The sequence below is a fragment of the Lysinibacillus sp. NPDC058147 genome (assembly GCF_042884205.1).
Lineage (GTDB): Bacteria > Bacillota > Bacilli > Bacillales_A > Planococcaceae > Lysinibacillus.
The window spans coordinates 312,818-338,970 of the sequence record NZ_JBHVUJ010000001.1; the positions used below are offsets into that span (position 1 = coordinate 312,818).

The 26,153-nt window shown below is 35.3% G+C and carries 25 protein-coding genes; 14 read left to right on the forward strand and 11 right to left on the reverse strand.

Annotation, left to right across the window (positions count from 1 at the left end; translation table 11 throughout):
• Nucleotides 1-176: 176 nt before the first annotated feature.
• The 4 genes from ACFVT8_RS01535 (at nt 177) to ACFVT8_RS01550 (ending at nt 2,755) form a co-directional block, all read left to right on the forward strand.
• Nucleotides 177-446: a hypothetical protein gene (locus ACFVT8_RS01535; protein WP_387082264.1), complete on the forward strand. Its 270-nt coding sequence runs from the start codon at nt 177-179 to the stop codon at nt 444-446.
• A gap of 45 nt (nt 447-491) precedes the next feature.
• The gene (locus tag ACFVT8_RS01540) at nt 492-1,415 is read left to right on the forward strand and encodes a substrate-binding domain-containing protein (RefSeq protein ID WP_387082263.1); all 924 of its coding nucleotides are present in this window, start codon (nt 492-494) and stop codon (nt 1,413-1,415) included.
• A gap of 607 nt (nt 1,416-2,022) precedes the next feature.
• Nucleotides 2,023-2,223 (forward strand): cold-shock protein, encoded by a 201-nt coding sequence (locus ACFVT8_RS01545; RefSeq protein WP_053484870.1) that lies wholly within the window; start codon nt 2,023-2,025, stop codon nt 2,221-2,223.
• Between the two features lie 193 nt (nt 2,224-2,416).
• Nucleotides 2,417-2,755: a hypothetical protein gene (locus tag ACFVT8_RS01550; protein WP_387082262.1), complete on the forward strand. Its 339-nt coding sequence runs from the start codon at nt 2,417-2,419 to the stop codon at nt 2,753-2,755.
• Nucleotides 2,756-2,853: 98 nt separating this feature from the next.
• Here the strand turns inward: ACFVT8_RS01550 and ACFVT8_RS01555 are convergent, their stop codons facing one another.
• A complete protein-coding gene (locus ACFVT8_RS01555) occupies nt 2,854-4,230 on the reverse strand; it encodes an MATE family efflux transporter (protein ID WP_387082261.1) in 1,377 nt (458 codons plus the stop codon).
• 19 nt (nt 4,231-4,249) lie between these two features.
• On the reverse strand, nt 4,250-4,729 hold the full coding sequence (locus ACFVT8_RS01560; protein WP_387082260.1) for a DUF6530 family protein: 480 nt from the start codon (nt 4,727-4,729) through the stop codon (nt 4,250-4,252).
• A gap of 346 nt (nt 4,730-5,075) precedes the next feature.
• Here ACFVT8_RS01560 and ACFVT8_RS01565 point away from each other — a divergent pair, with 346 nt between their 5' ends.
• The 4 genes from ACFVT8_RS01565 (at nt 5,076) to ACFVT8_RS01580 (ending at nt 7,403) form a co-directional block, all read left to right on the forward strand.
• Nucleotides 5,076-5,486 carry a hypothetical protein gene (locus ACFVT8_RS01565; RefSeq protein WP_387082259.1) on the forward strand — a complete coding sequence of 137 codons (411 nt, stop codon included), beginning with the start codon at nt 5,076-5,078 and terminating at the stop codon, nt 5,484-5,486.
• 50 nt (nt 5,487-5,536) lie between these two features.
• Nucleotides 5,537-6,079 carry a TlpA family protein disulfide reductase gene (locus ACFVT8_RS01570; RefSeq protein ID WP_387082258.1) on the forward strand — a complete coding sequence of 181 codons (543 nt, stop codon included), beginning with the start codon at nt 5,537-5,539 and terminating at the stop codon, nt 6,077-6,079.
• A 72-nt stretch (nt 6,080-6,151) separates the two neighbouring features.
• Entirely contained in the window at nt 6,152-6,655 is a 504-nt protein-coding gene (locus tag ACFVT8_RS01575) for a DinB family protein (protein WP_387082257.1), read from the forward strand.
• 22 nt (nt 6,656-6,677) lie between these two features.
• A complete protein-coding gene (locus ACFVT8_RS01580; protein WP_387082256.1) occupies nt 6,678-7,403 on the forward strand; it encodes a metallophosphoesterase family protein in 726 nt (241 codons plus the stop codon).
• A 57-nt stretch (nt 7,404-7,460) separates the two neighbouring features.
• On the opposite strand, the gene ACFVT8_RS01585 is transcribed toward ACFVT8_RS01580, so the two are convergent.
• Entirely contained in the window at nt 7,461-7,763 is a 303-nt protein-coding gene (locus ACFVT8_RS01585) for a hypothetical protein (RefSeq protein ID WP_387082255.1), read from the reverse strand.
• A gap of 790 nt (nt 7,764-8,553) precedes the next feature.
• Nucleotides 8,554-9,558, reverse strand: a complete 1,005-nt coding sequence (locus tag ACFVT8_RS01590; RefSeq protein ID WP_387082254.1) for a nucleoid-associated protein — start codon at nt 9,556-9,558, stop codon at nt 8,554-8,556.
• A gap of 266 nt (nt 9,559-9,824) precedes the next feature.
• Between ACFVT8_RS01590 and tsaA the strand changes: the two genes are divergently transcribed.
• Nucleotides 9,825-10,319 carry a tRNA (N6-threonylcarbamoyladenosine(37)-N6)-methyltransferase TrmO gene (gene tsaA, locus ACFVT8_RS01595; RefSeq protein WP_387082253.1) on the forward strand — a complete coding sequence of 165 codons (495 nt, stop codon included), beginning with the start codon at nt 9,825-9,827 and terminating at the stop codon, nt 10,317-10,319.
• 55 nt (nt 10,320-10,374) lie between these two features.
• On the forward strand, nt 10,375-10,935 hold the full coding sequence (locus tag ACFVT8_RS01600; protein WP_387082252.1) for a GNAT family N-acetyltransferase: 561 nt from the start codon (nt 10,375-10,377) through the stop codon (nt 10,933-10,935).
• A gap of 194 nt (nt 10,936-11,129) precedes the next feature.
• Here ACFVT8_RS01600 and ACFVT8_RS01605 read toward each other — a convergent pair whose 3' ends face one another.
• From ACFVT8_RS01605 to ACFVT8_RS01635, 7 genes are all read right to left on the reverse strand, one after another.
• Complete coding sequence (locus tag ACFVT8_RS01605) at nt 11,130-11,990, reverse strand: DUF6612 family protein (protein ID WP_387082251.1); 861 nt, start codon at nt 11,988-11,990, stop codon at nt 11,130-11,132.
• Between the two features lie 549 nt (nt 11,991-12,539).
• The gene (gene qoxD / locus ACFVT8_RS01610; protein ID WP_387082250.1) at nt 12,540-12,824 is read right to left on the reverse strand and encodes a cytochrome aa3 quinol oxidase subunit IV; all 285 of its coding nucleotides are present in this window, start codon (nt 12,822-12,824) and stop codon (nt 12,540-12,542) included.
• The gene (gene qoxC, locus ACFVT8_RS01615) at nt 12,824-13,423 is read right to left on the reverse strand and encodes a cytochrome aa3 quinol oxidase subunit III (RefSeq protein WP_387082249.1); all 600 of its coding nucleotides are present in this window, start codon (nt 13,421-13,423) and stop codon (nt 12,824-12,826) included. Before qoxC ends, qoxD begins: the two co-directional genes overlap by 1 nt.
• Before the next feature lies 1 nt (nt 13,424).
• Nucleotides 13,425-15,368 (reverse strand): cytochrome aa3 quinol oxidase subunit I, encoded by a 1,944-nt coding sequence (qoxB, locus tag ACFVT8_RS01620; protein ID WP_387082248.1) that lies wholly within the window; start codon nt 15,366-15,368, stop codon nt 13,425-13,427.
• 27 nt (nt 15,369-15,395) lie between these two features.
• Entirely contained in the window at nt 15,396-16,319 is a 924-nt protein-coding gene (qoxA, locus tag ACFVT8_RS01625; RefSeq protein ID WP_387082247.1) for a cytochrome aa3 quinol oxidase subunit II, read from the reverse strand.
• Between the two features lie 847 nt (nt 16,320-17,166).
• On the reverse strand, nt 17,167-18,009 hold the full coding sequence (locus ACFVT8_RS01630) for a DUF2785 domain-containing protein (RefSeq protein ID WP_387082246.1): 843 nt from the start codon (nt 18,007-18,009) through the stop codon (nt 17,167-17,169).
• A 305-nt stretch (nt 18,010-18,314) separates the two neighbouring features.
• On the reverse strand, nt 18,315-18,782 hold the full coding sequence (locus ACFVT8_RS01635) for a hypothetical protein (RefSeq protein ID WP_387082245.1): 468 nt from the start codon (nt 18,780-18,782) through the stop codon (nt 18,315-18,317).
• Between the two features lie 443 nt (nt 18,783-19,225).
• Here ACFVT8_RS01635 and ACFVT8_RS01640 point away from each other — a divergent pair, with 443 nt between their 5' ends.
• The 4 genes from ACFVT8_RS01640 (at nt 19,226) to lon (ending at nt 26,152) form a co-directional block, all read left to right on the forward strand.
• The gene (locus ACFVT8_RS01640; protein ID WP_387082244.1) at nt 19,226-20,215 is read left to right on the forward strand and encodes a hypothetical protein; all 990 of its coding nucleotides are present in this window, start codon (nt 19,226-19,228) and stop codon (nt 20,213-20,215) included.
• Between the two features lie 111 nt (nt 20,216-20,326).
• On the forward strand, nt 20,327-21,616 hold the full coding sequence (tig, locus tag ACFVT8_RS01645) for a trigger factor (protein ID WP_387082243.1): 1,290 nt from the start codon (nt 20,327-20,329) through the stop codon (nt 21,614-21,616).
• A 709-nt stretch (nt 21,617-22,325) separates the two neighbouring features.
• The gene (gene clpX / locus ACFVT8_RS01650; protein WP_053484851.1) at nt 22,326-23,597 is read left to right on the forward strand and encodes an ATP-dependent protease ATP-binding subunit ClpX; all 1,272 of its coding nucleotides are present in this window, start codon (nt 22,326-22,328) and stop codon (nt 23,595-23,597) included.
• Between the two features lie 230 nt (nt 23,598-23,827).
• Nucleotides 23,828-26,152, forward strand: coding sequence for an endopeptidase La (lon, locus tag ACFVT8_RS01655; RefSeq protein ID WP_387082242.1), 2,325 nt, complete (start codon nt 23,828-23,830; stop codon nt 26,150-26,152).
• The last annotated feature ends 1 nt before the right edge of the window (nt 26,153 follow it).

Sequence of the window (26,153 nt, forward strand, 5' to 3'; positions counted from 1 at the left end):
GACATAACTAATTATAATTAGTTATGTCTAAAAAAGGAATACCAAATCGCTAGAAATCTTCAAGATGTAAAAAATATGATTCATCACCAAAAGTTGTGGATGAGTTTTGTTAAACGTATACTATGTAAATAAGTTGATTGAAGTTGAGGCTGGAAGCCCCCAGGAAGCTTTGCTCTGTGCGAAAGCGAAGCGTCAGCGGCAAATGTTTTATCTGCGCGAAAGCGAAGCGTCAGCGGCAAATGTTTTATCTGCGCGAAAGCGAAGCGTCAGCGGCAAATGTTTTATCTGTGCGAAAGCGAAGCGTCAGCGGCAAATGTTTTATCTGCGCGAAAGCGAAGCGTCAGCGGCAAATGTTTTCTGTAGCGAAAGCAAATCGACAGCTACAAAGCGCCCAGTCGGAGCGGAAATCAACCACACGTTTTGGTGATGGTTCAAAAATATTATAATTAAGTTACTATAGAATCAATAGAAGCAGAAGGGGAGATTTTTACATGTCACATGAACATTCCTATACGATTGAAGAGGTGGCTCAATTATTAAAGGTTTCAAAATTAACGATCTACGATTTAGTGAAAAAGGGGGATTTACCTATTTTTCGTGTAGGTCGGCAAATGCGTGTGGATAGAACTGATTTACAAATATATATACAAAAGAGCAAGACAGGAGCAACTCCTGCTGTATCTACTGCCTCGACAACTCCTTCTCCCAAAAATAAAAAAATTATTATAAGTGGACAAGATTTAGCCTTAGACTTATTAGGTAAATATATAGAGAAAAAACAATCAAATAAAGTATTGCGCTCGCATGAAGGTAGCTTTAATGGCGTAATGGCACTGTATAACGGGGATTGTGATATTGCTAGTTTACATTTATACGATGGTGATACAGGGGAATATAATACACCTTATTTGAAAAAGATATTTGTAAGTCACTCTTATATTCTTCTCAATCTGATTTCACGCCGAGCAGGCTTTTATGTTCAAAAAGGAAATCCGTTGCAAATTCAATCAATGGATGATTTTAAGACCAAATCACTAAAATTGATGAACCGTGAAAAAGGTTCAGGTGCTCGTACTTTCCTAGATGAACAATTACGCATTCATCACATATCTCCATCCTCAATTGAAGGGTATAACGAAGAAGAAATGAGCCATTTAGATGTAGCTTCTGCTGTCGCAAATGGGCATGCAGACATTGGAATAGGCATTGAAAAAATATCAAAACTCATAGAAGTTGACTTTATACCACTTATTAGAGAACGTTATGATATTGTCCTTTTAAAAACACCTGAAAACCAACAGCTGATTGAATCGGTAATAGAGATTTTAAATTCACCAGATTTCCAATCAGAAGTAGTCGCACTAGGTGATTATGACATCACTCAAATGGGACAAGTTATATATGAAACACTGTAAAAATGTAAGGTTTCAAATCTTTTTATTGATTGGAAAAATTATAATCATACTTTTGTTTCTTCATCAAAAAATAGTAGATGTTGAGGTCGGAGAGGAAGTATTTTTCCGATTTTAAAGGTCGTTGGCGACTCATTTTATAGTCATGTTTGATCTTATGGTACGTCTTTGGTACATATGGTGCAAAGTTAGTAACAAAAAGCATAAAAGATAGCAAACTGATTAATACGATTATGAATAAGGTAACAGATGTTGTATTTATTGGTCATGGTCTAAAATTAATGACAACAAAACCACAATAGATGTTTGTCAAAAACTAAGTTTACTAATGAGGTGTGTTGATCTAAAAAGATTATCGCACCTTGTTTGTTAAACTAATGTAGTGACGGATTAGCTTAGTGAAAAAACTGTTTATTTAATAAATCAGCTTTTGTACTAGACAAATGTGATTTTTTTGTATATAGTAAATGTAATAAAATCGTTTTCAAGAGAACAATAAATTCACATATTACAAAGAGTAATCGTGTTTTATTTGATGCTTTTTGTAATATGTGAATTTTCTTTTGAAGTAATATGATTTTAATTAATACAATTATTGGAGGTCATTCAAATGACACAAGGTACAGTAAAATGGTTTAACTCAGAAAAAGGTTTCGGTTTCATCGAAGTAGAAGGCGGAAATGACGTATTTGCTCACTTCTCAGCTATCCAAGGTGACGGTTTCAAAACACTTGAAGAAGGTCAAAAAGTTGAGTTCTCAGTAGAAGAAGGCCAACGCGGACCTCAAGCTACAAACATCGTAAAACTTTAATTTTAATGATGTAACCATAAAAAAGGCATCCTTTTATTAGGATGCCTTTTTTTTATGCGAAAAAATAATTGGATAGAACTGTGAATTGAATTTTGATAATAAATTGGTTAATGAGTATAAAAATGGAACTTATTTTCGGGTTCAGTCGTATATAGGATTAGAAGAATAAAATTTGAAGAGTAGGGGGATTTATATGGCTAGGAAAAATATAATAATTATGATAGTGGCATTTATTGTAGAAGTTATTATTACTTATTTTATTGCTTCATTTTTCTCCGTAAGATTTATCGAGGTGATGTTTTTCACGGGTATAGCTTTTGCTGGGGGCACTTTTTACTTTTCAAGTAGTGGGGGAGCTATGTCTAGGTTATTTGCATCTCAAGTTAGTGGACGAACAGGTATTATTCAGAAAAGAGAACGCTTCACTTATAAATTAGGCCCGATATTTACTGCTTCAATTATTTTCTTTTTAATTGGATTAGTATCCTTTCTCCTACTTGTTTGGGGTATAATTCCACCTGGCCAAGCTTAAATACTGGTGGATCAAAAATTCTGTTTACCCTAAACACCTATATAAAATGTCTGTAGACAAAGTAATACGTAATTTTGTCTACAGACATTATCATAAAATTAATCGCTCAGCATTGCTTTTAATGTTCGTTTTTGCCAGCCTAATTTGAAGTATGCGTATTGTAATACAAAATGCACACAGAAGGCAGTAGGGTAAGCGATCCAAACGCCATTTAGCTCAAATGTAGTGTAATGCGATAAAATAAACGCCAAAGGTACCTCAACTACCCAAATCGCGATGACTAGGAAAATTGTAGGCCATAAGACAACACCTGTAGCACGCATTGTAGCCGAAACGGTTTGTGTATGGCCAAAAATTAAATAGCTCCAAAATGCGATATATAAATAATTCTTGGCGATAAGTACCGTATCCTGTTTATCAATAAAGAAAGATAAAATAGGCTCCGCAAATAAATACATTATTAAAATAATCGCGCCACCTAAAATATAGTTTACAAGCACACCGAATTGACGAATTTTTTTAATCATATCCGTAGAGTTTGCCCCTAAAGCCTGCGCCACAAATACAGATGTCGCAATAGCAATACTCATCGCGGGCACCTGTGCATAGCTAGCGACCTGATTGACAACACCGTAAGCGGCAGTAGCATCGGAACCATAAGCATTAACGAAGCCTATAACAGCAATTTCTGCTACAGAGATCGCAACCATACTAATGCTTGCTGGAATGGCTAACTTTAATAATGAAGCTAAAATATCCTTCTTTAATTTAAAATGCTGTAAAATCGATTTGTCTAAGCGTAAAATATGCTTTGTTTTATGCAAGTAGGCTAATAACAATATCATCGTCACTAAATTCGATAAAACAGAAGCATAAGCAGCACCGTTTAAGCCAAACTTAGGCAGACCAAGCCAGCCGAAAACTAATGGTGGTAGAAATGCGATATTTAAAATAACACTTATGACTAAAAATAAAAAAGGTGTTTTAGAATCACCTACACCACGCATAAAGGTTGTGTACACCAGATACCAGAACATAATCGGTAATGTGAAAAATAAGATTTGAGCATAGCTAATACTCATATCTAAAATATTTGTTGGTGTTTGCATAAAGCGTAAAATCCACTCAATGAAAAAGCCACCAAAAATTGCGACAACAATCGATAAAATCGTCGTAAAGGCTAAAGTTACCCCTACAACCTCCTTCATCTTCTCATGATTACCAGCCCCATACGTTTGCCCTACTAAAATCGAGCTACCTGAGCCAATCCCAATAGCAAATGCCATTAAAAAGAAGAAGAATGGAAAGAATGCTGAAATTGCCGCTAGCGCATCAACACCTAAATTGCGCCCAACGATAAACATGCCAAAGACTTGCCCTAGTGACTGCAGCACATTTGCTAGCATAACCGGGATTAAAAAGTTAAAAAAAGCTTTTTGCAGTTTCTTATCATCATGTAGAAATTGTTGGTCCATTTTTATCCCCTCTTGGGTTTTAATAACCCATTTCCTTTAAAATAAGTGATAGCGTGCGCATGCGTTCGCCAATTAGTTCACCATCCGCACTTAAAGCTTGATTAAAGAGCTTAATATCCTCTTCAATTTGTTCATTTTCTGTACATACTTCCACTGTCATTGCATCCCCTTGTAAGCCAACACGTTTAATAATAGGGTTTTCTTCATCATATAAATGATCGTAGCGATAAGCTTCCTTAAAATGAAGCTGAGATTCACAAACTAAAATAGCAAGGTCAAGCACGCGATGAAGTGGTAATTCCTCTGATTGACGTGACCATTTACCACCTGTATGACGCCACACTTTAGCAGAAATATCAACCTTACCTCTGTCATTCCATTGAGCTAAGCCGAGTGAGAGCCCCTGTGCATCCGTATGATAAGCAGTGCGCCCGTCAATATTGGCATAATTTTCAGCAACAATAACAGGTTTGTGCTTTAAATGTGTAGGTATTTTCATCGATTTCATCTCCCCTTTTGTTAATTTAAATTTTAGTAATTTAGTAAATTACTGCATTAGTAAATATAACATTGGACAAATTAGAAGGTCAATTCATATTTGGAATTTTTTTCATCTAACGGGTCGCGTGAACAAACTAGTAATAAAGGGAAAACGTCGAGATAATCTTCGCAATATTAATATGAGAATCACTACTGATTTGTGCGAAAGAATTTATTGCAGGCCCAAATATTATCTTGCTAGATACGCTTTATAGAGAGTAGACCGAGTGAATGAAATTGGTTAAAATGGTAATTAGTTTATATAATGGAAAATTGAATGGCGGAAAAAGAGCAGAATTCATTGAATGCCGAAAAAACGAATGAAAGAGGGCAAGAGAATGAGGATCCAATCTACAAATAATAATTACATAAATACGATTAAAAAAGATGAATTAAATAGTTTATCTTCAGATCTATTTTTAGATAACGATAAACAAGCAAAAGCGAAATATGAAATTAAAAGAGAGGGTGGATATATTCGTCATTATGTAACTAAATTAGATGGGAAAAGAGTAATGATTAAAGAAACTAAATTATCAAAGGGACAAGATACAGATCAAAGCACAGGGGAGATGCCCGATGTGCTGAGAGATAAGCTATTAAACCAATTTACAAAAACTTTAGATCATCAAACATCAGATGAATTATTAAAAACAGGATTAGCAGGTCAGAAAGCCAAAGAGAAATTAATGTTAGCTTATCAAAATTCAATATAGGTACGTTTTAAAAGAACGATATTTAAAAGGGGGAATTTAGGTGATCATTTATGCAGTTTAAAAAGCGTTTAGGTTTATATATATCAGCTTTATTAGTCATATTACTTATAGGAATTGTTTTGAAAAATATTTTCATAAAAGAGGCAACAGTTAATCCGATAGTAGAAAATGAAGATGGAACAAAACAGCTTGTTTTTGATGCAAAATTAACACGATTAGATGAATCATCAACAACATTTAAAGAATACAATGGAAAGGTCCTAATCGTTAACTTTTGGGCATCTTGGTGTGGACCTTGTCAAGAAGAGGCTCCTGAATTAAGAGATTTTTATACTACTAAATCTGAACATGTTGAGCTATTAGCGATCAATGCAACTTCTAAAGATAGTAGTGAAAATGCCACGAAATTCCAAAAGTCCTACAATTTGAATTTCCCTATATTTCTTGATTTAGATGGTACATATCAAAAATCATTTGAAATAATGGCGTATCCAACAACTTTTATCTTTGATTCTAAAGGTATATTAAAGTACATGATAAAAGGATCGATTAATCAAAAAGAATTAAATAAATATATTGAAAACCTCTACTAATCTATAAACATTTCTTTTACGATGAGAGCACTTTTCTGTTAGAGTCACTTTTAAGAAAAGAGGGGGATTATAATGTATCAGAGTCTAAACGATTTTTTTAAGTCTTGGGAGTTCGAAGCAAGTTGTACACAGAGGTTATTGAATAATCTAACAGATGAATCACTTAAACAGGAGATAACGTCAGAAAATTGGACTTTAGGACGTATTGCTTGGCATACAGTTACTGCAATTCGCATCATTACTTCAAATACAAGTTTATCTTTTGATGCTCCATCTAAAGATTTTCCTGTTCCTACTTCAGCACAATTTATTGCAGATGGCTATTCTCAAGCTAATTATGCGTTTGTGGAAGCAGTGAAAACAAATTGGACTGATCAAACCCTTCACGAGCACATCAATTTTTTTGGTCAAGAAATGCGAATTGGTACACTGTTAATGTTTTTGATTCAACATCAGAATCACCATCGAGGACAAATGACGGTTCTTATGCGACAGGCGGGATTAACTGTCCCAGGCATTTACGGTCCAGCTAAAGAGGAGTGGGCAAATTTCGGTATGGAAGCTCCAGAAATGTAAAACTAACTAAGGTGATGATATTGTGAAAATAGCAGTACTATCAGATATTCATGGAAATAAAGATGCATTAAAAGCCGTGTTAGAGGATATCGAATATAGAAGTATCGATAAGATATATAATTTAGGTGACACTCTTTATGGACCGTTATTCCCATTAGAAACATATGAAATGATAAAGAGTACAGATATTAAAAGTGTAAGTGGAAATTGTGATCGAATATTATTACAGTCTTCATCGGAAAATCCAACCGTTCAATATGTCTTAGACGTACTCACGGAGGAACATAAAAGTTGGTTAATTAACCTACCATTTTCGATTCAGACAGATAATTTTTACTTTTGCCATGCTTCACCTGAAAATGATGAGCTATATATGTTGAATGAAATTACTCCACATGGCGTTAATGTAAAACAGACAGAGGAAATAATGAATCTAGTAAAAGATATTCCTCAAAATATTATTTTTTGTGGTCACTCCCATTTACCAACGATTGTTTATTTACCTAATAACAAAATCATTATTAACCCGGGCAGTGTTGGTCTGCCAGCTTATGAAGAAGTCGAACCGTTTTATTATAAGATTGAATCAGGTACCCCATTTGCGAACTATACCGTTGTAGAAAAACGGAATAGTGAATGGATTATTGAGCAGTTGAGCATTCCTTATGATACTACGGAAGTTATTAAACGAAGCAAAGATCAAAATAGATCTGATTGGGCCAGAGCATTAACACGTGGAAGAGTGTAAAGTGGTATTTTATAAAGGACTTGTTGAAAATAACAAGTCCTTTATTCTTCTATTATCTTAAATACTGTCGTGAGCTTTGTCTTTCATCGTAATGATCTTTCGTAGATTCTTCTTCTGAATAAATAAAATAACAGAGGCTTGAACCGTCATGGCTAAGACGAGCATAATAAAATGTGAATTGTGGTACAAAATTATTGAAAGAAAATAAAATATTGGTGCGGACGATAAGTACGAAATATATTGGTTTTTAGTTACTAAATAAATAATAGTTGAAATACAAGTTGTCACCAAAAGGAGTTCGAGTAAAACCCCGATTGAAGCACTATCGATATAATACTGTAAATCGTTAATATAGGACATATTAAAAAGACCCTCCTATTCCAATGAAGTCATTTAGTTTGATTGTAACACATTAACAAATTTGGTGTATAGGTAACAATATATGATGTTAAGGTGATTAGAAGAGTTATTGAGCTATTTGAAGCCCTGGATATTGGATATGATATAACGTAAAGTGAGAACCAAAATTGCCTAAACGCTATATTTTTTATCATGCATAAACAAAAAAGTAAGACTCTCTCGTGTAGAAAGTCTTACAAAATACTTCATACATTTACGCCCTAACATGGATTACTTCTGTGAGTTTAGGAGGTACTAAATCCTTAGGAATTAATGCTCCATATGTTTCTCCATCGAGTCGTTGTGTCAGCTCTGCTTTTGCATTTTCAATTAACGTCGGATTTTCTAGTGCAGAAATTGCTTTACCTGCAAGGAGTGTCGCTTGATGTGCATAAGCTGATTTACCTTGTGCGACAACTTGCCATGTATGGAATGGCGTTCCAAATGCCCAAGTTGCTGTCGAGCATTGTGAAGTTGGTACATTTCAGCTGACATCTGCAACATCGGTTGAGCCTCCCATGAAAAACTAGATATTTAAGGGGAATGGTTTATTAATAAGTCGATTGAATAAAGATATAGATTACGAAAAGGACTCATCACCAAAAGTTAAGTTGTGGATGATATTTGTTAAGCTTATTGGAGAGCGACTCATCGGACGCCGCCAGGAAAGTGCACAGTCGGAACCGGAAAATGGTGATGGGCTAAAAAAGAGACTTCCTCTAAAAAAATAGGAAAGTCTCTTGGAATTTAATTATAGTTCTTCTTGGAAGTAAATTTTGTAGAATTTTCGATTTGTAGATTCATCGTAACCCACTTCAATTAGTTCATCCACTTGGTCGATATCCTGTACGTTTACCTGGATTTCAATATTGGAATCGAGTTTAATTTTACGTTTATATTTTTTTTCAGCCTTTTCAAGCGCACTCTCAGAAATTACGGTTTCATAAGGTTTTACCGAATTAATAATAATATCTTTTTGAGTTGGTTCCGCTTTTTCAAATACCGTTTCAATATAATTATTTACTTGAAATTCATCTTCATTTCTAAAGTAATCAAGCGTTTTATTTAAAAGACCCAGTTTTTCAGTATTTGTAAAACTCTCTTCTTTTAAAATATATTTTTTGCATTCTGTTAACGCTAAATTCGTTTTATAATAATGTTCATCAGCTGCTTTAATCTTTAAAAATCGTTCTTGCCAGTAGACAATATCTTCTTTCCTTTTAGTTTTCATAAAGACAGCAGGTGTCTCATCTGTCCCCATATCTACGATGATGGCCATATTATTAATTTTCTTTACATTAATGCCATCAATGCCATTGACGACCATTTTGTTGTGGTCGTTTTTCACATCTAAAAACATTTCCTTTTCATCAATTTTAACGATGGCGATTATTTTTTTAGCTTCGGTAGCTAGAAAACAATTATCAAATAATCCAATAAACAATTCGCCGCTTTTAATATTAGGGTGCTGAGATACACTATGTAAGTGTTTTGCGATGTTTATTGATTGTTCATGGAAACTAGTCTCCTGATCGAATATCGCCCTTACATATGTGTAGACCTCGTTTAATACGATGTCTGTTTCATGAAAAAATTCGAATTGCTGCTCTAAATCGATTTTGCTAAACGCTAGCTGTGTAAAAGCTGCCTCTAGCATGACTTCTGGTTGTGATAATGATTCCTCACCTAACACGAGTGTATCGTCAATAAAATGTAAAATATATTGAGATAACTTACTTTCACTTACTTCTAGCATGTTTTCCACCTTCTAAAATTTCATTGTAGATAATATACCATATCATAACCCCCGTAACATTTTCATATATTTTATTTTTACGAATAATAAAATAAAAAAGAACAGTGAAAACAAGTATTTAAGAGATTCTTTGACACATTGCTATAGGGGAGGCAATTATGTTGGGTTCTCTATTAATTGGTGAATTTTCTTTGAAATCATAAGTTCGTTACCTTAAATTGACATTGGGGGTAGCTGAATTATACTAGGATTAAGCGGAAATATGCATGAAGAAATCAACGAAGAGAAGAGGTCTTGATATACTTTATAACATTAAACCAATAGCTGTAGTGAGCAATAGTCGAGAAATAATTGAAGACGATAATTGGGGTGACGTCATTTCTACGATTGAATTGACAAAAGATTTTCATGAATCGTCTTTAAAGGGGATCGATGATTTTTCCCATTTAGAAATAATTTTTTATTTTGACAAAGTTGTAGATGAAAAGATCCAATATGAAGCGAGACATCCAAGAAATAATACGGACTATCCGGAAGTCGGTATTTTTGCACAGAGAGGTAAAAATAGACCTAATAAAATAGGTGTAACGGTTGTAGAATTACTAGAATTAAAGGATAGAACATTAATCGTTAAAGGCTTAGATGCTATTGATGGAACACCAATCATTGATATAAAACCTGTAATGAAAGAGTTTTTACCAAAAGGTGAAATAAAACAGCCACGTTGGGCAACTGATTTAATGAAGAATTATTGGGACTAGTATAAGTACTCAAAAGAAATAAAGACATTTTAACTTTAAGTAAGGAGTGATCATTATGTTTTTAAATCTACATATTGAAACCGAAAGACTCATAATTCGCCCATATGCTTTATCTGATTTGGATGAATTATATGCAGTTGTATCTGAACCTAATTTTTACCGATATATACCAGAGGATGTGCCTAGCCGTGATGATGTTCAACGAGTAATAGAGTGGTCCATTCAATGTAACCAAAAAAACACGCCTACTAAAATACATAAGCTTAATCTAGCTATTGTAGAGAAAAAGAGTCAAAAACTAATTGGCTATTGCGGGCTTGGCCCAGATGATGTGAAGGAAACAGAAATCGAAATTTACTACGGTATTTCGGAAGTTTATAGAGGGCAAGGAATAACATCTGAAGCAACAAAAGTTTTGATGAATTATGCATTTTATAAGATTGGTTTACCTAAAATTATTGCTGTTGTGCATCCTGATAACGTGGCATCTTTACGAATTTTAGATAAACTAGGGATGAACTATGAATATACGTATAATAATCTTAATTCGAATCTGAAGGATTTTGAAGGGTTGCTTCATTATTCTATAGATGCTAAAGTATTTCAAATGCTGTAAATAAGTAAAATGGTCAACGATTATTACGATAGTTGTTAAGCTTAAATGAGGCCGATTTCTGTTAGTGAAGTGATAGTGATTTCATTTGCGAAGAGATTCATCTGATATGCTAAATGCGATGTTCGAATTGAAGTGGTAACTAAAGTAAAAGAAATCTGCGTACATTAAAGTATGCAGATTCCTTTTTTTATTATTTACTGTGCAACAGTTTGTGCGTTATCGATAATTTCTTTTGGTATGTCGATTGTTTTTAGGTTATTAAAATCAGTATATGTTACAACTGTCTTCATTTTTGATGAAAATTCTTCATTTTCCACTTTTATTTTCAAATCCATGTTAACGTCTACTTTATTAGTATCAAAAGTTTCTTTATCAATGTATAGTACGTAGTCCATTTTATTAATTGTTAAATTATCAAGAGGGTTTTCTTGAAGGTTAAGGTCTTTCATCGACTTTTTCATTTCAGAATCGATAAGCTCCTTAAATTTATCACCTTTTGCGTCTAAAGTTAAGACATATGCATCATCTGTTTGTTCGAATTTAAAATCACCGACAAACTTTTTAAGCTGTTCTAATTGTTCCTTAGCGTTTGCTGCTGATGAAGTCTCCTTTAAAATCGAATCGAAATCATCGCTTGGTAACTTTAACCATTTATCGGAAGTTTCGTCTTTTACGAAAATACCTTGATCCTTATTCATGTACATTTCAACTGACGCTTCATTATTTTTATCGCCTTCGTCAAGCATATCTGGCGCTGTCGTTGTCATAGTGAAGTGCATACCCAGTGGATCGCTAACTACATCCACGTCCATTTTTGTATCGCTGGTAAAGGCCTCTGCTTTGTCACCTGAGCCCATTTTTGCCTCTTGAGTCACTTCCGCTTTTGCACTAGCACTTTTAATGTCTTCTTGGCGTTTCACTGCTTTGTCATACACTTGCTCTAAAGTGAGGTCACCTGTTTTAGTTGTACCTTTCGTTGGGGTAGCGCTACTGTTACAAGCTGCTAGTGTCAGTGCTAGTGCCCCAACACCTAAAACTTTAAAAAATTTGTTCATTACTTTTCATCTCCTATTCATTGGTAAAAACATCAACTATTAGTATACATTACTACAATAGTAAAAGTTTCATTATTTAAAAAACAGTACCAATTCGATATTAAAATAATAGTATATGCCCAACTCATACCTTTATTTATAAGCCTTCCTACTTATGATAAGTCACATGAAAAGTGGTTCATGAATATTAATTCTGTTGTTAGTTATTGTGAAATATCGCAATTGTGTAGCTCATCGCCATAACGTGTGGTTGATTTCCGTTCCGACTGGGCGTTTTCCTGGAAGAGTCGAGGTAACAAATGTTTTTTGCGCGAAAGCGAAGCGGCAGCGACAGATGTTTTTTGCGCGAAAGCGAAGCGGCAGCGACAAATGTTTTCCTGTGCGAAAGCAACAGGATGTTGGTCACGAAGGCGTTATCACAGGACATGATGGTTTTTGAGAAGAGAAGGGGGAGTGTTGTTGGAATTTGGGTTGAATCTTTTTTCGATGTTGAAAAATATATAAACAAAAAAAGCCGAGAAAATGAAATCATTTTCTCGGCTCTGTTTATCAATTATAGCCCCAGATCATTGCAAATAATGTACCAATGATTGTGACAACACCTACGAATACTGAATATAAAATCGTTGTATATAACGTTTTCTTATCTTCAGATTCACCGATGTGCATGAATAATACTAATTGTACAGTTGCTTGTGCAAGAGCAGTCACTAGTAAAACAGCAAATGCCATGTTAAGTGACATATCAAATTTTACAACAGCTAAAGCTACAACTGTTAGTAATAGTGAGAAGGCGAAGCCCATCACATGTTGTTTTGGGAATAATTCCTTCATCAGCTAATCAGTCCTTTCAAGTAGACGAAGCTGAAGATGAAAATCCAAACAACGTCTAGGAAGTGCCAGTACAGTGAGAAGATGAACGCTTTGTTAGCCGTTTGTGGGTTTAAGCCACGGCTTGCTACTTGGATTAAAATTGCAACGCCCCAGAAGAAACCGAATGTTACGTGGGCACCGTGCGTACCAAGTAAAGTCATTAATGCAGATAAGAATGCGCTTGTTTGAATTGTTGCACCTTCATCAACATATGTTACAAATTCATCGATCTCAATGCCTAAGAAGCCAAGACCAAATAGAAGTGTGATGATGAAAAACGCCATCATCGCTTTTTTATTGCCAATGCGCATTGCATGAATACCAAGACCAATTGTGAAACTACTTGCTAATAATAAGAAAGTTTCCCATAATACTGGTGTTAATTCAAAAATTTCAGCGCCACTTGGGCCACTACCTGTACGTGTATGAAGTGTGAAATACACTGTAAATAGTGTCGCAAATAATACGATTTCGGCGCCAAGGAAAATCCAGAAACCGAAAATTTTCAGACGGTTTTCCTCTGTACTATATTCTAATGGAAGTGAAGAATCGATTTTCATATTATTTATCACCTCTCAAACTTTTCTCAGTTGCCATAACTTCTTCAACTGAAATATAACGACCATGATCTTTTTCGAATGAACGATGAATCATAAAGCCGAATACACCAATCATACTAACGATAGCAGGAATCCATAGATTAAATACAGCGAAGAATGCTGCAAGGAAGAAGAATCCACTCATCCAGAATGGTGTGCCAGTGTTGTTAGGCATGTGAATTTTTTCGATTTTACCTGCTGTAATATCGCGACCTTCTTTTTTCGCGAACCAGAATTCATCTAAACGTGTAACAGTTGGAACTACTGCAAAGTTATATTCAGGTACTGGAGAATGAGTAGCCCATTCTAATGTACGACCATCCCAAACATCTGCTTTTTCATTACGAGGCATATGTTTCCAGCTATAGTAAATGTTATATACGATTAACGCAAAGCCGACAGCAAGACCAAGACCACCGATGAACGATAGCATGTTCAATGGACCGTAGCCAGTAGACTCAGAGTAAGTGTACATACGACGAGCGTAACCATCTAAACCTAAAATGAATAGAGGGAAGAATGTTACGTTAAAGCAAATTGCGATAAACCAGAAAGCAGTTTTACCTAGTTTTTCATTTAAACGGAAACCGAACATTTTTGGCCACCAGTAGTGGTAACCTGCAAGTACACCAAATACTGTACCTGGAATTAATACATAGTGGAAGTGGGCAACTAAGAACATCGTATTATGATATTGATAGTCAGCACTTGCCATTGCTAGCATTACCCCTGTAACCCCACCAATTGTGAAGATTGGAATAAAGCCAAGTGCATAAAGCATAGGAGTTGTAAATTGAATTTTACCGTGTCTCATTGTAAGCAGCCAGTTAAATATTTTAACCCCTGTTGGAACAGCGATTGCCATTGTTGTAATAGAGAATACGCTGTTTACCATTACACCGTGACCCATTGTATAGAAGTGGTGGGCCCATACTAAGAATGATAGTAACGAAATAACGACCATACTCATAACCATTGATTTATAGCCGTATAAGTTTTTACGTGCAAATGTTGCAATGATTTCAGAGAAAATACCGAAAGCAGGTAGGATAACGATATAAACCTCAGGATGTCCCCAAACCCAGAATAGGTTGGCCCAAAGCATATCCATACCGCCATTTTGCATTGCAAAGAATTGTGTACCGAATTGACGGTCTAACATCATTAATGCAAGTGCTACAGTTAACACTGGGAATGCAAATACGATAATAACATTTGTAATTAAAATTGACCAAGTGAACATTGGCATTTTCATTAATGTCATACCAGGTGCACGCATTTTAATGATTGTTGCGATGAAGTTAACACCAGTCATTAACGTACCAATCCCTGATAATTGTAAAGCTAAAGAATAGTAGTTGTTCCCAACAGATGGACTAAACTCTGTCCCAGATAGAGGGAAGTAAGCTGTCCAACCAGCATCAGGTGAACCACCAATGATAAATGATAGGTTTAATAAACCACAACCAGCTGCAAATAACCAGAAGCTGACTGCATTTAGACGTGGGAAGGCAACGTCACGTGCACCAATTTGAAGTGGGATAACAATGTTCATTAAACCAATTACGAATGGCATAGCCATGAATAAAATCATTAATAAACCGTGTGTTGTGAAAATCTCATTATAGTGTTGTGCATCAAGAAGTCCGTTATCAGGAACTGCCGTTTGTGCACGCATTAACAATGCATCGATACCGCCGCGGAATAGCATCAAAAGTGCTGTGGCGATATACATAATACCGATTTTTTTATGGTCAACAGTTGATAGCCAGTTTTTGTAGAAATAGCCCCACTTTTTGAAATACGTAAGGCCAGCCACGATAACCACTGCTCCAACTACGATACTAATAGCTGCCGCTAAAATCATCGGTTCTTGCATAGGATGGAATACTTCTTCCATACTCATTGGATGCGCTCCTTTCGGGTTTGAAAATTAATGTGAATGTTTTGCTTCAGAATTCTCTTGTGAATCAGAATGTTCCCCATGGTTCATTTCACTATGATCCATGTCTCCCATTTTCATGTGTTCACTATGTTCCATTGGAGCTGGACTAAATTCTAAGTGTGTTGATGAATAGCTTGAACGACCAACGTGTTCTGCTTTTAATAGTTCATCAAATTTTTCTTTTGTTAATGGTTTTTCGTTTGCTTTTACATCAGAAGCCCATTTGTCGAAGTCTTCTTGTGTCATAGATTGCGCTTCAAATTCCATTTCAGCAAATCCGCGACCGCTAAAGTTAGAGTTACGGCCCATGAATGAACCAACTTCATCTGCGGCAAGGTGAATAGTTGTTAACATGTCACTCATCGCATATTTTTGACCAGCTAATTGAGGAATCCAGAAACTTGTGATTGGTCCGAATGAGTAAAGTTTGAACTCAATTGGACGGTCAACAGGAATATTTACATAGTTCACAGTTTCAATACCTTGCTCTGGATAACTAAAATGCCATTTCCAGTTAGATGATGAAGCGTAAATAACAAGTGGCTCTTTATTGTCATAACCTTCTGGTTGAGACTCTACAGTACTTGTTGTTCTTACAGTAACAATTGCTAAGAATGCCACTATGATAATAGGGATAACTGTCCATGTAATTTCAAGTAGATGACTACCCTCTTCGTGAGGAGGCTCGTAATCGGCAGATGCTTTTGAAGCACGGTATTTTGTTAGCATAAATGCCAAAAGCAAATACACGACTAGTAATATAAAGGCCATTGTAATAATGGATAAAATAATTGTGTCTGATAATGTTTTGGCATTTGGCCCTTTTGGATCAAAGATTGTTAGTGGTTCACAACCAGCAAGAACTGCAAGTGCACCAAATGCAATAAACATTAAGCTTAACTTTTTCTTCATGTTTGACTCCTTTCTATAAAACGGCTATTCATAAATTTCATGTGTTTGTGTATAAATTCGAATTTATAAATAGTGGGTAATAAGGTCACCTCTTTTAGTAGTTGTACCAATCAAATAATAAGAAATACTTACAATGGCATGGTTCATTATGAAACATTGAATCTAGTATTTGATCGGTCTAGTGCAAGCGTTCGCAAACAAAATCATTAATCTGTGTAATCGATTTTCCAGACAATGTGTCATAATCGATCGACACAAATGTCGTTGTTGCACATTGGATTATACGCCCGTTTTAAAGAAAAAAAATTATTTTTTTATATTTTTAATAGCAAACAGGGGATGATTATGAACATTTTTTGAACAAAAATCGTTATTTCAATATTAGTATTTTTGTGTTTAATTAAATAAACACTGTTGAAACGTTGAAAACACTGAGTTTCTCATATTTAACTAAGTAAATAGTTTTTTTTGTGAAAATATCATTTCACATTTTAGACTTCATTTTGTAATAAAATCGCCGATACATTAAGGTTTTGAATGCTTTTTTGTTGCGTTTTTTTTTAAAATGAGTTTGTGAAAAGCAAAATTGTGGATATATCAGGATAAACTTTCAATGTAAGGGATGAATGGAAAGAGGTATTTCGGAAACTACTTTTAATTATGTTAATATAATTACGAGCTTCCATATATTGTATACTTGATATTTTATCCGAAAAGTAAAAATAGCAAACTAAGGATATCCTTGGTTTGCTAAATTTGGTTACGGGGGCGAAAATAAATGTTCTAAGCAGAGAAAAAGTGAAATTTATCTTTATTCGGTACAATTACGCCAAAGTGAAGATGAATTTTAAGCTCCGAGCTTTAGCCATTTCGCTACTTGTCCATAAATAGTATTTTGAAGTTTTGGGGCTAAGTTATTCATCTTTAAGGCAAAATACAATGTTTTCATTAAATTTAATGTACATGTACGTCCACTAAAAAAAGCTTCGTTATAGCCTTGAGTCACTAAATGCATTTCAAATTTATCAAATACCTGTTCGACAAATTCTATTAATGCTTCCTCGGAGTAGTTACGAGCTAGTAACGCTTCAATTATATTAACTAAGCGTTCTTCTTCGTCGTTGACAAAGACTGTATCTTTCCAAGTAACAAGTTTCAATGCATGCAAGATGAAAGGTGCATGTTGTAAATCAAATTTAGGATGTTTAATCGTCATTGCTGCTAAATCTGCCCCATGTGCAATGCTATGAGCCCAGCCTTTATCATGAACGTGACCTCTTGTATCTTTTTCCAATAATAAATAGCGACCAATCTTTTGAAAGAAAATTTGCAGATGTTCATCATTTAAAACTAGTAGTTCTGTATCTTTTGCGAGAATGCCGGCAACAAGTAAAGCAGAAAATGAACGTGTAAAGACGCTATCTGTCAATTCTTCACCTATGTTTAAATATAAAAAATCGTCGCCTATTACAGTATCAAATAAATATTGTAACTGTTCGGTGCTCAGTAAATTGTCGCTAAGTATATCAATAAAAGTACGATAAATTAATTTGTCTCTTAATTCAGCATCTGGTGTACCGATGTGCGTTAACATTTCTTGTAACAACCAATCGCCCTTTTGCAACATGAATTCTTGTCGTGCTGAATGTGTCATAGTGGAAAATGATTGTAATGTATTTTTGATATCCATATGTAGTTCCCCCGAATTTAGGTTAATTTTCTATTAGAGCATTTTTTTATTCTTTGATGATCACTAGTCTTTGTAATTACTTTTATAACAATGTGCAGACATAGTAAAAATGCTTTTAGTGCTATGCATTTTTATTATAGCGTTTCAACGATAAATTTGTTGATTTGTGAATTTTCTAGTGATAAAGGACATAATGGGAATTCCAGAATCAAGGGAAAGTTGATATGATAGACAAGCGACAGGGGCAGACTTAATTAATAAGTGCACAAAAAAAGACATACCTATTTAAGTATGTCTCATTCTAGTTACAATATAACGGCTGACTTTATACCGATAGGCCATTCAGTAAAGGTATTTTGATTGGTTTTTAATTCTACAAGAATATTTGCGTTTTTAATGGCATCGATTAGCCATTCACTATAATGGAGATTCGGTTGAGAGTGCTGTAAGATTCGTTCCATATCTTTTTTGTCGATACTTAGAAGTTTATAGTTGCATTCAATGTGTATGTTTTGGGGAATAATAAAAAGTGACTCATGTTGGTGTCCAATTGAAATGGAGCCAGGAATGTAACCTTGTATACTTTGAATATGTGTAATTGCTTCTTGCGTGTATAAATCAATCTTTGTCCGCGTAAGTATTTCAAATTCAATCGGATAATCCTTCTGATGGGGACCGTTCGCTGTTGAAAAAGACACAACTTTAATTGATAGTGCCTCAAACATAGGAGAGATGCTACTACCAAATTCGTTAACTGTATCCATTAATTGCATGTATTCCACTCCTTGTGAAGAACTTTTTCTTAAATTAAAGACGAAGCCAATAATAAATGATAGATATTATTAATTATAATACATTTTATTACAAAATATGAAAAACTAATGCAATAATTTTTGTGAAAATTAAGGTTGAGAATAAATTATTGGTATATATTGTCATTTGTAAAAGGGTTAAAATGACATTGATTAAAACGTAAAACATCTAATGAGGTTGATGAAGTGAATTTTGAGATAGTCCTAGATGAGACATTGGTGAGAGCCAGTAGAGGAACGAAGACTAAAGCATTAAGACCTGTGGTAACGCCTCGGTTACCAACCAGAGTATCTCATTGAACCACATTTTAAAGCGCTCAGCCGAATGCGGAAATCAACCCCATGTTATGATGATGATTTATATAGGAACTAATAAGAAAAATAGTGGTATAGAGGTGAGAAAAATGACAAAGAGAAAACGACATGTTATAAAACATGAAAATATTGTTGTTTTTCCAGGTGCTGTTCAAACATTATTACGTGAAGGACATATGTATGCGGAAAATTATCAATATGAAGAGGCTGTGGCAAGCTTTGAAAAAGCATTTTTATATGAAGCTGGAGATGAAATTGCATTAAGTACCTATGCGTATGCTTTATATGAATTAAAAGAATACGAAAAAGTTAAAAGTGTTTGTGAGCAATTGTTTGCTATGGGAACGTCATTGTATGTGGAAGTAATGGAACTGTTTGTTACTGTATGTATGCAGTTAAAGGAATATCATCAAGTAGAATCGTTAATTACGACATTAATTGAAGAAAATGTCCTTCCGGAAGATCAGCTCGAGAAATTTGAACGTTTAAGAAGCTTGAATCAAGAGGTTGCTAGGAATCTTCAAAAAAAAGAAGATGCAAAACGATTGTTAGAAGAGCAAGAATATGAACTTTCGAAATTTAGTGCATTAACGCCAGATGAACAATCTATTCGGCTGCATCGATTAATGGATACGAATGTAAGACAATTAAAAACAGCGTTGAAAGCTATTATAGAATGTCCAACGATCCACCCATTTGTTCAGAGCTTAGCATTAATCTTATTAGTGGAACAAGAAGTGTCAATAGAGATCGCTATCTCAAAATTTAACGAAACAAAAATTATTAATCCTAGTAATTTAGTTTTACCAAATCAGTTGCCTCAATATAGGGAGGTAAAAAAAATAATTGAAAATAAATTAGAGCAAGACCCATCAACGTTGGAAATGGTACAATATTTAATGGCGAAGCATGCTATTGTAACGTATCCGTTCGAATGGCGCCCATTTGAAGCCGATGATATTGCTTATAGTTATATTGACTTTGTACAATCTATGCTCGGGAAAGTACAGGAAATGAACTATGAAATCATTGACTTTTTACAAATGTTAGAAAAATTAACAGAACTCCATGAAGTATGAAATAAGTTGAAACTATACGCATCTATGTTATACTAAAATGGTTGTCAAAATCGTAGTTACGAATGAATTGTCTAACATTAAACTTGATCATTTATTTGGAGGTATTTATACATGTCAGCAAAATGGGAAAAACAAGAAGGTAATATCGGTACTCTTACAATCGAAGTACCCGCTGCAGAAATAGACGCAGCAATGGACCAAGCGTTCAAAAAAGTTGTGAAACAAATTAACGTACCAGGTTTCCGTAAAGGAAAAATGCCTCGTAAAATGTTCGAACAACGTTTTGGTATCGAATCTTTATACCAAGATGCTTTAGAAATCATCGTTCCTGAGTCTTATTCAAAAGCGATTGATGAAGCTGGAATTATGCCAGTTGATTACCCAGAAATTTCTGGTACAGAAAACTTCGTACACGGTAAAGATTTCACATTTACTGCTCAAGTAACAGTGAAACCAGAGCCAAAACTTGGTGAGTACAAAGGTTTAGAAGTTGCGAAACTTCCAGTAGAAGTTACTGATGAAGAAGTAGAAACTCAAATTCAAGACCAATTAGCTCGTAAAGCAGAGCTTGAAATTAAAGAAGACGAAGCTATTGTAGAAGGCGATACAGCTACTATCGACTTTGAAGGTTTCGTAGGTGAAGAAGCATTTGAAGGTGGTAAAGGTGAAGACTACCCACTAGAAATCGGTTCAGGCTCATTCATCCCTGGCTTTGAAGAGCAACTTGTAGGTGTAAAAGCTGGTGAATCTAAAGACGTAGTTGTTACTTTCCCAGAAGAATACCATGCAGCTGAATTAGCTGGTAAAGAAGCTACTTTCAAAGTAACTGTAAAAGAAGTTAAAACAAAAGTTCTTCCAGAATTAAACGACGAATTCGCTAAAGAATTAGACCCAGAAGTTGAGGGTGTTGAAGCTTTACGCGCTAAAATCAAAGAGCAAACTGCTGAACAAAAACAAGCTGAATCTGATGCAACACTTCGTGATCAATTAGTTGAAAAAGCTGCTGAAAATGCAGAATTTGAAGTACCAGCTGGTATGATTAACTCTGAAACTGATCGTATGTTACAAGAATTTGGTCAACGTTTACAAATGCAAGGCATGAACTTAGACCTTTACTACCAATTCTCAGGTCAATCAGAAGAAGATTTACGTGGACAAATGAAAGAAGAAGCAGAAAGCCGTGTACGTGTATCTTTAACACTTGAAGCAATTGCTGAAGCTGAAAAAATTGAAGCTACTGAAGCTGATATCGCAGCTGAACTAGAAAAAATGGCTGCTCAATTTAACATGACAAATGAGCAAATTACAGGTGCTTTAGGTGGCACAGCAGTTCTTGAAAACGACATTAAAATTCAAAAAACAGTTGAATTTTTAGTAGAAAACGCTAAAATTACTGAATAAGATTTTTTTGTAACTGGATAGAAAAATGAAAACAAGGTACGGCGTTTAACCGTGCCTTGTTTTATCACATATTTTTTGTTTAGGTTAAGTTAGATTCCCCTTTAGGTTTAGTTCAGTTAATTATTTGATTAAGATGACGACTACTATCACCGTAAAATGCATCCTCCAAAAGGAAGTACTTTTTGATAAGGGGATAGGCAAAGCCTTTACACTTCTCTAATACATAGTATTGTTTGACTTTTTACACGATGCTAAAATTTGACTTTATTCAACAGAGATCAAAATGATGTCTCAATTCTTCCAAATAGGGAACAACAAATACATCCTCTACTGAATGAAGTTAAGCCTCTGGCGAATGTAATAGATTTTAAAGAAATTCAAGTACCAATGGGTATATCAGTGAAGTCACAAGCCAAATATCAAGTGACGAGGGTCAGGGAGCTCGACGAAACGAAAGGTCTCTGACCGCTAGAGGTTTCTGAAGAATCAGTCAGTTACACACGTGGAATAAAAGATATAATTGGTAAATTTGTCAAGCTGAATAATTAGCAGCTTTAGCGGTAAATGTCAGTGTTTCTGTACTATGCATGCAGTAAATTTTTTTAAAATCTAAAACCATAAACGCCGTGGTGTAAATGGATGCAGACAATTTATTTGATAATGATTCAATAATCTTGTAAGATTGTTGCTTGAATAGGGGTGAAACATATTGTTCAAATTTAATGATGAAAAAGGCAATTTAAAATGCTCATTCTGTGGAAAGCCACAGGAACAGGTACGTAAACTAGTAGCAGGTCCTGGTGTTTATATTTGTGATGAATGTATCGAGCTTTGTTCAGAAATCGTTGTAGAGGAACTGGGCGTTGAAGAAGAAATTGAGTTTCAAGATATTCCAAAACCGAAAGAGATCTTGTCGATTTTAGATGAGTATGTAATAGGACAAGAACGTGCTAAAAAAGCTTTAGCAGTTGCGGTTTATAATCACTACAAACGCATTAATACAAATAGTAAAATTGATGATGTAGAATTAGCAAAATCGAACATTGTGTTAATCGGCCCAACTGGTAGCGGTAAAACTTTATTAGCCCAAACATTGGCGCGTATATTAAACGTTCCGTTTGCAATTGCAGACGCTACTTCACTAACTGAAGCTGGCTATGTGGGTGAGGACGTTGAAAATATCTTATTAAAATTAATTCAATCAGCGGATTACGATATCGAACGTGCTGAAAAAGGGATTATTTATATTGATGAAATCGATAAAGTTGCACGCAAATCTGAAAATCCATCCATTACACGTGATGTATCTGGTGAAGGAGTACAACAAGCACTTCTTAAAATTTTAGAAGGAACAGTTGCTAGTGTTCCACCACAAGGTGGTCGCAAGCATCCTCACCAAGAGTTTTTACAAATTGATACGACAAACATCTTATTTATTGTGGGTGGAGCTTTTGATGGAATAGAATCCATTATTAAACGTCGTCAGGGTGAAAAAGTAATTGGCTTCGGTTCAGATCCTAACAAAATTGAGATGGATGAAGGCTCAATTATGGCAAAGTTGATTCCAGAAGATTTATTGAAATTTGGTTTAATTCCAGAATTCATCGGTCGATTACCAGTACTTGCAAGTCTTGAGCAATTAAACGAGGCTGCGCTTGTACAAATTTTAACGGAGCCCAAAAATGCACTAGCTAAGCAATATCAAAAAATGCTTGAACTAGATGGTGTTGAGCTTGAGTTTGATGAAGGTGCGCTTTCTGAAATTGCAAAAGAAGCAATTGAACGGAAAACAGGTGCACGCGGTCTTCGTTCAATTATTGAGTCAACAATGCTTGAAGTAATGTACGAACTACCTTCACGTGAAGACGTGAAAAAATGTATCATTACAGCAAAAACAATTACGGATAAAGAAAAACCGAAATTGCTTCTTGAAGATGGCACTGAACTCGATGAAGGTAGCGACACAAAAACTTCAGCATAACGAACAGACGTGGCTGTCTATTGTTATGAGATAAAGAGTAATTTAGCTGACTTCGATTGTGCAATATTCGCACATATCGACAGTCAGCTTTTTATTCATTCATACATAAAGCCAACTGTAATTAGATGAAATTTTTGGCTCGATTGATTAACTAGTGTGAATCAGCTTTTTAGACACATACTAGTAGCGCGGGAGTGTATAAGAAAATTTTGACGGAGGTGAATACCCGCATGGTAACAATACAAAAAACAACAAATGTACCATTATTGCCTTTACGTGGACTTTTAGTATACCCGTCGATGGTGTTACATATTGATGTGGGTAGAAATCGTTCTGTAGCGGCGCTAGAACAAGCAATGTTAGAGGACCAACTGATATTATTGGTAACACAAAAAGAAGTTCATGATGAACAGCCTGATGAGCAAGATTTATATACAATTGGTACGATGGCATATGTCAAACAGATGCTAAAATTACCGAATGGGACATTGCGTGTTTTAGTGGAAGGTGTAGCTCGTGCATCATGGTCTAACTATCGTGCGTTAGAAAAATATACGATTGTTGACATCGATGTTAAAGAGGAAGTCATCGATAAGGATGTTGAAACACAGGCTTTAATGCGTACGTTGTTAACGTATTTCGAAAGATACGCGAAAGCCTCCAATAAGATTACATCTGAAACCATTAGTACTGTGGCAGACATTGAAGAGCCTGGTCGTTTAGCAGATATCATTGCATCGCATTTACCATTTAAAATTGCAGATAAACAAGAAGTATTGGAGATGCTCAGTGTAAAGAAGCGTTTAGATCATTTAATTATTCGTTTACATGACGAGCAAGAAGTACTTGATCTTGAAAAGAAAATTAATACAAAAGTTAAGCAATCCATGGAGCGTACGCAAAAAGAATATTATTTACGTGAACAAATGAAAGCTATTCAAACTGAGCTAGGAGACCGTGAAGGAAAAACTGGCGAAGTAGCTGAATTACGAAAACGTATTGACGAAACAGGAATGCCTGAATCAACGAAAGAAGCAGTGCTTAAAGAGTTGGATCGCTATGAGAAGTTACCAGCGGCTAGTGCAGAAAGTGGTGTAATCCGAAATTATATTGATTGGATCGTATCATTACCTTGGACAAATGCGACTGAGGATCGCATGAATATCGCTCATGCTGAGGACATTTTAAATCGTGATCATGATGGATTAGAAAAAGTAAAAGAACGTATATTAGAATATTTAGCTGTACGTCAGTTAAAAAAATCGTTACGTGGACCAATATTATGTTTAGCAGGCCCTCCGGGTGTAGGTAAAACATCATTAGCTCGTTCAATTGCAGAAAGCTTGGATCGCAAATTTATCCGTATTTCATTAGGTGGGGTACGTGACGAATCAGAAATTCGTGGTCACCGACGTACGTATGTTGGGGCGATGCCAGGTCGTATTATCCAAGGGATGAAAAAGGCAGGTACGATTAATCCAGTGTTCCTACTAGATGAAATCGATAAAATGTCTAATGACTTCAGGGGAGATCCTGCAGCAGCAATGCTTGAAGTTTTAGATCCGGCTCAAAATAATACATTTAGTGATCATTACATCGAAGAACCTTATGATTTATCAAATGTATTGTTTATAGCAACTGCCAATGATTTAAGTACAATTCCAGGGCCGTTACTGGATCGTATGGAAGTAATTTCAATTGCTGGTTATACAGAAATTGAAAAAGAGCAAATTACGAAAAACCATTTAATACCTAAACAGTTAAAAGAGCATGGCTTGAAAAAAACACAAGTTATTATTAAAGATGAAGCAGTAGTAGATATCATCCGTTATTATACTCGTGAAGCAGGTGTTCGTGGACTGGAACGTCAAGTCGCAACCCTATGTCGTAAAATCGCTAAGATCATCGTTTCAGGTGAGAAAAAACGAGTAACAGTTAACTCGAAATCATTAGAGGATTTACTCGGCAAGCATCGTTTCCGATATGGACAAGCAGAAGTGGAAAATCAAATCGGTGTAGCTACTGGGCTTGCTTATACAACTGTGGGTGGTGATACATTACAAATTGAGGTATCATTAACACCTGGAAAAGGAAAATTGCAGCTAACTGGGAAACTAGGCGATGTCATGAAGGAATCAGCTCAAACCGCTTTATCGTATGTGCGTACAAAAACGGAAGAGCTAAAAGTGGATGCAGAATATTTTGAAACACATGATATTCATATTCACGTTCCAGAAGGAGCTGTGCCGAAAGATGGACCTTCCGCAGGTATTACTATGGCAACAGCAATCGTTTCCGCAATTTTACACCGTCCAATACGCCGTGAAGTCGGCATGACAGGTGAAATTACATTACGTGGACGTGTACTGCCAATTGGTGGATTAAAGGAAAAAACACTCAGTGCACATCGAGCTGGCTTAACGACGATTATTTGTCCGAAAGATAATGAGCGAGATATTGAGGATATTCCTGGAAGTGTACGCGAACAACTAACATTTAAACTAGTGTCATCGGCTGATGAAGTATTAGCCCATGCACTGGACGGAGGTTTTTAAG

Bases quoted from the DNA above. Each gene is read 5' to 3' on its own strand.
- ACFVT8_RS01565 (WP_387082259.1), top strand. From the start codon at position 5,076: ATGCCGAAAAAACGAATGAAAGAGGGCAAGAGAATGAGGATCCAATCT.
- ACFVT8_RS01640 (WP_387082244.1), top strand. From the start codon at position 19,226: ATGACAAAGAGAAAACGACATGTTATAAAACATGAAAATATTGTTGTT.
- ACFVT8_RS01575 (WP_387082257.1), top strand. From the start codon at position 6,152: ATGTATCAGAGTCTAAACGATTTTTTTAAGTCTTGGGAGTTCGAAGCA.
- ACFVT8_RS01550 (WP_387082262.1), top strand. From the start codon at position 2,417: ATGGCTAGGAAAAATATAATAATTATGATAGTGGCATTTATTGTAGAA.
- ACFVT8_RS01630 (WP_387082246.1), bottom strand. From the start codon at position 18,009: ATGGATATCAAAAATACATTACAATCATTTTCCACTATGACACATTCA.
- ACFVT8_RS01570 (WP_387082258.1), top strand. From the start codon at position 5,537: ATGCAGTTTAAAAAGCGTTTAGGTTTATATATATCAGCTTTATTAGTC.
- qoxC (WP_387082249.1), bottom strand. From the start codon at position 13,423: ATGAAAATCGATTCTTCACTTCCATTAGAATATAGTACAGAGGAAAAC.
- ACFVT8_RS01600 (WP_387082252.1), top strand. From the start codon at position 10,375: ATGTTTTTAAATCTACATATTGAAACCGAAAGACTCATAATTCGCCCA.
- ACFVT8_RS01540 (WP_387082263.1), top strand. From the start codon at position 492: ATGTCACATGAACATTCCTATACGATTGAAGAGGTGGCTCAATTATTA.
- qoxB (WP_387082248.1), bottom strand. From the start codon at position 15,368: ATGAGTATGGAAGAAGTATTCCATCCTATGCAAGAACCGATGATTTTA.
- ACFVT8_RS01635 (WP_387082245.1), bottom strand. From the start codon at position 18,782: ATGCAATTAATGGATACAGTTAACGAATTTGGTAGTAGCATCTCTCCT.
- ACFVT8_RS01545 (WP_053484870.1), top strand. From the start codon at position 2,023: ATGACACAAGGTACAGTAAAATGGTTTAACTCAGAAAAAGGTTTCGGT.
- ACFVT8_RS01585 (WP_387082255.1), bottom strand. From the start codon at position 7,763: ATGTCCTATATTAACGATTTACAGTATTATATCGATAGTGCTTCAATC.
- lon (WP_387082242.1), top strand. From the start codon at position 23,828: ATGGTAACAATACAAAAAACAACAAATGTACCATTATTGCCTTTACGT.
- ACFVT8_RS01555 (WP_387082261.1), bottom strand. From the start codon at position 4,230: ATGGACCAACAATTTCTACATGATGATAAGAAACTGCAAAAAGCTTTT.
- tig (WP_387082243.1), top strand. From the start codon at position 20,327: ATGTCAGCAAAATGGGAAAAACAAGAAGGTAATATCGGTACTCTTACA.
- tsaA (WP_387082253.1), top strand. From the start codon at position 9,825: ATGAAGAAATCAACGAAGAGAAGAGGTCTTGATATACTTTATAACATT.
- ACFVT8_RS01560 (WP_387082260.1), bottom strand. From the start codon at position 4,729: ATGAAAATACCTACACATTTAAAGCACAAACCTGTTATTGTTGCTGAA.
- qoxA (WP_387082247.1), bottom strand. From the start codon at position 16,319: ATGAAGAAAAAGTTAAGCTTAATGTTTATTGCATTTGGTGCACTTGCA.
- ACFVT8_RS01605 (WP_387082251.1), bottom strand. From the start codon at position 11,990: ATGAACAAATTTTTTAAAGTTTTAGGTGTTGGGGCACTAGCACTGACA.
- qoxD (WP_387082250.1), bottom strand. From the start codon at position 12,824: ATGAAGGAATTATTCCCAAAACAACATGTGATGGGCTTCGCCTTCTCA.
- ACFVT8_RS01590 (WP_387082254.1), bottom strand. From the start codon at position 9,558: ATGCTAGAAGTAAGTGAAAGTAAGTTATCTCAATATATTTTACATTTT.